Below are 6624 nucleotides of genomic sequence, written 5' to 3'. Positions count from 1 at the left end.
AACAGATTGTTGATGCCCGCTGTAACGGTCAGATCCTTGACCGGCTGGTAGCRGMCAGGTYAGGAACAAGGCATAACCGCTGGTTTTTTGTTCCAGATTGGTGCTGGACACCTTCCGTTGAGCTGCGATGGTTTCAACTTCAACACCCAGCTGCCAGCTTGGCTCGACATAACTGAGCATGGTGCGAGCAGTTAGCGGTGCAATTCGATACAGATTATCGCCAGTGTCACGGCGTTTACCGCGCACATAACTGACTGTGCCTTCCAGCTGCCAGTGGTCGGTTAGGGCTGCAAACCAGTTGGTATCCAGCCCGTAGAGTTTGGCATCGACATTGCTGAATTGCAGCGGGTCGCGACCAGACATACTCATCATATTATTAGCCATGATGGCGGTGGCATCGGTTGTTGGCGTGCCTTGGATGTAGTTATTGATGTGGTGATAGAACAGTCTTGGCGAAATCTGAATCTGCCGTGGATGCCAGTTCAACCCCAGTTCGAACTGATAGGCGGTTTCCGGTTTCAGATTGACATTGCCAAGATAGGTATTGCCATCAGCAAGCCCGGCGGTGGATTCAAACGGTGCCCACAAATAACGTTCCTGATAGCTGGGGGCACGTTGCTTGCGGGCGATGCCCAGCTCCAGATCCAGATCAGAACGCAGTTCGCGGGTAAATACCGCGGCTATATCCAGCAGGTCATCAGACTTACGTCGGCTGGCTTGGTTAAAGCGATCACGCAGTGCCACCACCGCCCCCATCGGGCCATTACTATCAACGGCATCGGCATTGCTGACCACATGGCTGTAGCGAACACCGCTTTGCAGTGACCAGACCTCGCTCAGTTCACCATCCCATTCGGCAAAGACACTGTAACGATCCCGACGCACGTTATTGAAGTTTTCAACAAAAAACATCGCGTTGTTCGGGTTGAAAATGGTGGTGTTGTAACGGCTTTGATCCATATCAAAACCCAACTGCCAGTTTTGCATCTGATAACGGATTTGCATGCCTCTGGCCAACACATCGGTAAAGGTTTCACGCCAGCGCATCGCATCGGCCGGTGCCTGACGCAGACTGAAGTTATCCATCAAGTGATCTACATCCTGATAATGCAGTCTGAAACTGAGCTGGTCGCCATTGCTCAATTCCGTTTTCAGGTTGGCACGATAGTTTTCGCCGCGCACATACTGAATATCCATCGGCAGGGCAGCCGTGCCGGTATTGGTGGTGTTGATATGCTGGACATCAAACCCTGCTTCGCTGGCTTCACCAAACTTGAAACCATAACCAAGACCCAAAGTGTCACGATTATGCTGGCTGGGTAAAATCCGGCCACCATCAAAGCGGGCATCACGTCCTTTGTCACGGCTGGCAGCGATATAGGCACGATTGTTTTCATTGCTGATGCTGGCGGTCACAGCGGTTTGATGACTGCGCGGATTGCTGGCATATCCGGCATGTGCCTGACCGTGGAATTCAACTTCGCGGCTGCTGCCAAATTCTGCTTGGCGGGAATTGGCAACCAGGGTGCCGCCGATGGTTTCAATGCCGCTGCTGATTGGCGCAATGCCGCGATATAACTGGATATCTCCGACACGACTGGCAGGCAGATAGCTGAGTGAGGCATCCATGCTGTTGGGTCCGGCCTGACTGACTCGAACACCATCCAGCATCACGTTGACCCGGTCACTGAACAGACCACGATATTGCACAATCGGCGTCAGTGGCCCATTACGGTTGATGTGGGTGCCCGGCAGGCGTTTGACCAGATCTGCCGAATCAGCACTACTCACTGGATATTCAGGCAAGGGATAAGGATTGGTCTCTGCACTACTGCCTGCTACTTCAATGACCGACAGTTCGTAGTGATCGGCATAAGCCGTGGGAACAAGACTCGCGGTTAGCACCGACAGCGCGATGTACTTCATTTTGAACATGATGACTCCTCGTTGTTTTAAGAGGAGTTTAAGAAAAAGGTAATATTGATTTTTGTGTGATTTACACTAAGGGTGTGGCAAATGCCGCAATTTTATTGTGAGTATTAAAAACGCCCCCCGAGTCACACACTCAGGGGGCATCACCGCCTTACTTGGCTCGTACAGGTCTGACTTCACCCAGCGCACCGTCAGCCCGTGCTCTCAGGTAGGCATAAATTTCATCCATTCCTTCCATGACCTGAGGCACATGACTCCAAGCTGGCATCATGCCGATTTGGCCCATTTTGCCATTGGTGACTGTTTCGACAAATTCGTCTTTGGTGATGCGGTTCAGGCTTTCAGCCAGATTGGGTCCCACCATACCTTCACTGAAAGTGCCGTGGCAGCGTGCACAGAAGTTACGATGTAAGCGAAAACCATTAAAAGTCTGCTCATCAACCTCATTGCCATTGGTCACAGTATAGGGCGCCTCTTCAGCAATGGTGCTGGGTGAAAATCCCACCATCAGTAAAAGCATCGGTGCAATCATCAGTTTTTTCATACTATGTTGTCCTCTTATCGGTTACCAGGTCGGTTAACATCGTGCTTGATTCGATTGTTACCAACCCATAATTCAAGATTACGCTTAAAATCCACAAGCTAAATAGGTCTTTTGCGGTAGTCAGCGTGGCAAATCACCTGTTTGTCGTTAAGGTAGAGTGGTAAAGTGCTGGCAGTGAATTTTTCGGATTAACCATGGACGCTCTCACTACATCAATAGTCACCGCATTTCTGCTCGGCCTGTTTAGCGCCTCGCATTGTGTCGCGATGTGTGGCTCGATTATCGGCGCCCTCAGTTTGACGCTGCCAACTGAGATTCGCGAGCGTCCCGCAAAAATGCTGCCGTTTGTCTTTAACTACAATGTCGGCAGGATTCTCAGTTACACACTGGCTGGCCTTATTGTTGGCTTGCTGGCTTCACCGCTGGCAGAAATTAATGGGCTGGTGGTGCTGCAATACCTGGGCGGTCTGTTCATGATTGCAATGGGGTTGTATCTGGCAGGCTGGTTTCCCCGGTTTGCGCATATCGAACGCATCGGCACGCCGGTATGGCGTTTGCTGCAACCGATTGGGCAAAAACTGCTGCCTGTTCGCTCATTGAAACAGGCTTTTTTTCTGGGCGCGGTGTGGGGCTGGCTGCCTTGTGGTTTGGTGTATGCCGGATTGGTTGTCGCCGCGACGACCGGTGATCCTTTGTATGCTGCCAGCGTGATGCTGGCATTCGGGCTTGGCACCATGCCGGCTGTGTTTGGTGTTGGCATGTTTGCCGGGGTGTTGTCTGGCTTTGCTCGCAAACCCTTATTTCGGCGTATTGCTGGGCTTTCGATTGTGTTGATGGCGTTGTTGATGCTGTTCTGGCCGCATCAGCACTCACATGAGTATCATCATCATGAGACGAATGAGGTGACCACTGAGTCATCCAACGCAGTGGAGCCTGACAATGGCGATCATGAAAATCACCACCACCATCATCACTGATGCCTGTGCCCATGACTGAGATACTCGGACAATCACCTCAAATTGCGCATCTGATTCGCACCATTCCGATGATTGCGCTCAGCGATGCCAGTGTATTGATTGAGGGCGAAACCGGCACCGGCAAGGAATTGGTGGCGCAGGCGATTCATGCCCATAGTCATCGACGTGACCAGCCTTTGATAACGATCAATTGTGCTGCCTTGCCCATTCATGATGCCGAAGTTGATTTGTTTGGTGCCTGTGATGCCGATGGTGAAGTTGTACAGGCAGGGCGATTGCTGGCAGCCGAAGGGGCAACCGTGTTTCTGGATGAAGTGGATGCCTTGCCGCCATCCATTCAGGCAAAAGTGCTGAGATTTCTGGAGGCAGGGGAATGTCAGTTGCAAGGCAGCCATCGCCTGCATACGGTAAATGTTCGAATCATTGCTGCCAGTAGTGCCAATTTGCCGGAAGAGGTCAAGGCAGGCCGGTTCCGGGCGGATCTCTATTACCGCTTGCAGGTCTTGCTGGTCAGTCTGCCACCACTACGCGAACGGACAGAAGATATCGAAATTCTGCTGCGACATTACCTCAAGGCATTCTCCGGTAAAAATGCCGTGGTGCGTGTATCAACGGCTGCGTTGAACTGTCTGCAACAATATGACTGGCCGGGTAATGTACGCGAGCTGATGAACCTGTGTCAGCGATACGCAATTTTGCAGCCGGGCATTCAGTTAATGCCTGCCGATTTGCCGGTTGATATGCAGCCGGATTACGCCAAGAAAAAACATGAATTCAAATTACCTGCCTCGGGCATTGATCTGGCCGAAGTCGAGCTGGACTTGATTGAACAGGCGCTGGAAATGGCCGCAGGCAATCGTTCCAAAGCAGCGCGTTTATTGGGCATCAGCCGCGATACCTTGCTGTATCGCATGCAGAAATACGACCTGACAAAATAAGCAGCAGCTTCACGGAATTATGCCGGTGATATGGTAAAGTGCCAGCATTGAAATCAGCAGGAACCCGCGATGCGCGCTTATCTCGATTTACTCAAAGATGTCATGGACAACGGGGTCGATAAACAAGACCGCACAGGCACCGGCACACGCTCCGTTTTTGGCCGACAATTACGTTACGATCTGGCGGAAGGTTTCCCGTTATTAACCACCAAAAAGCTGCACATTCGCAGCATTTTGCATGAATTACTCTGGTTTTTGACCGGCGATACCAATATTCGCTACCTGAAAGAAAACGGCGTATCGATTTGGGATGAGTGGGCCACAGAATCCGGTGAGCTTGGTCCGGTTTATGGCGCACAGTGGCGTCGCTGGAAAGGTGAAGATGGTCAAGAATTTGATCAGATCGCCGCCTTGGTCGAAGGCTTAAAAAACAACCCGGACAGTCGTCGCCATATCATCAACGGCTGGAATGTTGCCTTGTTGCCAGATGAGCGTAAAAAACCCTGGGAAAACGCCGCACAAGGCAAAATGGCCTTGCCCCCGTGTCATGTGCTGTATCAGTTCTACGTGGCTAACGGCAAGCTCAGTGCATCTTTATACATTCGTTCCAATGATCTGTTTTTGGGCAACCCCTACAATACCGCATCGCTGGCGTTTTTAACGCACATGCTGGCCCAGCAATGTGATTTAGGTGTCGGTGAAATCGTGCTCAGTATTGGTGACGCGCATATTTACAGTAATCATTTTGAGCAGGTGAAAGAGCAGTTGACCCGCACGCCCGGCCCGTTGCCAAAATTACTGATTAAACGTAAACCAGAGTCGATTTTTGATTATCAATTTGATGATTTCGAGATTGTCGATTATCAGGCGCAGCCACATATTAAGGCGCCTATAGCGGTTTAACTGACAAGCAGGAGTCGAACATGGAAATCGTCTCACCCCCGCTTTACCTGGTCTGGAATTCAGACTACAAACACGATCAGCCGATCCTTGATGAGCAGCATCGAGGCATTGTGTCGATTATCAATTCCTTGCACTTCTTCATTCAGCAGGGCACCGCGCTGGATTCTCTGGGACCAACCATCGATCTGTTACGCCGGTTTCTGGATTTTCACTTTAAAACGGAAGGCGGCATTTTGTTGGCTGTCGAATCGCCGCTTAGTGAAGAGTACAAAAAACTCGCGCTGGATTCTCTGCAAGAATTCGACCTGATATGCCAGCATGCCATTCGTGATGAGCAGCCACAGGAGGTATTGCTGTTTCTCAAGCGTTGGTGGCAATCACATCTGGAACTGCACGAGCGAATCAATCCTTATTTCCGGCATTGGACCGGCGAATATTGTCAGGTTTGAGCCTGGGAAATAAGCGGTATTGATATTGGGAATTTTTCCTTTTTGTTCGAGACTGATAAACAATCAGCTTAAAAACCAGTCACCATTTGGGTTGTTCACGATTGTTAAGGAAGCCTCATGACAGCATCAAACCCTCAGCAGCAGACCTTCGTTGCCTACAAAGTGTGGGACTTGCCCGTTCGTTTATTTCACTGGATAGCCGTTATCAGCTTATTGGCGATGATTGCGTCAGGAATAGTGATGATGTTCAGTTCGGAGCTGGGTATTTCCCGTGAACACAAAGTTTTGCTCAAAGCTTTCCATATCTGGGTAGGCTATGTTTTTGTCATTAACCTGCTGATTCGTTTGCTCTGGGCATTTGTTGGCAATCGTTATGCGCGCTGGCTGGCGATTTTGCCATTTGGCAAAGCCTATAAAGCGCAGTGGAAGGCCTATCTCGAAGCCAAAAAATCCGGCGAACAAGTTTATTTCCTTGGGCATAATCCGCTGGGACGCTGGAGTGTCATGGCAATGCTGATTTTAATGCTGGGGCAAGGCGGTACCGGGCTGGTACTTGGAAGTACTGACTTGTTTATGCCGCCATTCGGCAACCAGATGAAAACCTGGATTGCCGAAAGCCCGGAATCCATGGCATTGATCAAACCCGGCGATCGCAGCACCGGCATTAGCCAGCAAGGTTGGGACGAAATGCGTGAATTTCGCACACCGTACCGTAGCCTGCACACCTACTTGTTTTACCTGTTGATGCTGTCAATCGTGGTACACATTGCTGCTGTCGTAGTGGCCGAAAAGCGCGAACGCACCGGACTGACTTCCGCGATGATCACAGGCCATAAATACTTGCCCAAAAAACCATTTGATGCCGACTGAGCAGCGCTGGA

7 protein-coding genes are annotated in these 6624 nt (G+C 50.6%); 5 read left to right on the top strand and 2 right to left on the bottom strand.

Features of this window, described 5'->3' with window-relative positions; translation table 11 throughout:
* Positions 1 to 1935: TonB-dependent receptor plug domain-containing protein (locus MPL1_RS02430; protein WP_009725541.1), on the bottom strand; the 1935-nt coding region annotated here is incomplete at its 3' end.
* Positions 1936 to 2083: 148 nt separating this feature from the next.
* Positions 2084 to 2476 (bottom strand): c-type cytochrome, encoded by a 393-nt coding sequence (locus MPL1_RS02425; protein ID WP_009725540.1) that lies wholly within the window; start codon positions 2474 to 2476, stop codon positions 2084 to 2086.
* 194 nt (positions 2477 to 2670) lie between these two features.
* On the opposite strand from MPL1_RS02425, the gene MPL1_RS02420 reads away from it, so the two are divergent.
* The 5 genes from MPL1_RS02420 (at position 2671) to MPL1_RS02400 (ending at position 6613) form a co-directional block, all read left to right on the top strand.
* Entirely contained in the window at positions 2671 to 3453 is a 783-nt protein-coding gene (locus MPL1_RS02420; protein WP_009725539.1) for a sulfite exporter TauE/SafE family protein, read from the top strand.
* Positions 3454 to 3464: 11 nt separating this feature from the next.
* The gene (locus MPL1_RS02415) at positions 3465 to 4391 is read left to right on the top strand and encodes a sigma 54-interacting transcriptional regulator (RefSeq protein ID WP_040576796.1); all 927 of its coding nucleotides are present in this window, start codon (positions 3465 to 3467) and stop codon (positions 4389 to 4391) included.
* A gap of 69 nt (positions 4392 to 4460) precedes the next feature.
* On the top strand, positions 4461 to 5294 hold the full coding sequence (locus MPL1_RS02410) for a thymidylate synthase (protein ID WP_009725537.1): 834 nt from the start codon (positions 4461 to 4463) through the stop codon (positions 5292 to 5294).
* A 20-nt stretch (positions 5295 to 5314) separates the two neighbouring features.
* The gene (locus MPL1_RS02405) at positions 5315 to 5743 is read left to right on the top strand and encodes a hemerythrin domain-containing protein (protein ID WP_009725536.1); all 429 of its coding nucleotides are present in this window, start codon (positions 5315 to 5317) and stop codon (positions 5741 to 5743) included.
* A 117-nt stretch (positions 5744 to 5860) separates the two neighbouring features.
* Positions 5861 to 6613, top strand: a complete 753-nt coding sequence (locus MPL1_RS02400; protein WP_009725535.1) for a cytochrome b/b6 domain-containing protein — start codon at positions 5861 to 5863, stop codon at positions 6611 to 6613.
* The last annotated feature ends 11 nt before the right edge of the window (positions 6614 to 6624 follow it).

The sequence above is a fragment of the Methylophaga lonarensis MPL genome (assembly GCF_000349205.1).
In the GTDB taxonomy this organism is placed as follows: domain Bacteria; phylum Pseudomonadota; class Gammaproteobacteria; order Nitrosococcales; family Methylophagaceae; genus Methylophaga; species Methylophaga lonarensis.
Note: the sequence above shows the minus strand (reverse complement) of the source record. Positions and strands in the feature narration are given on the sequence as shown.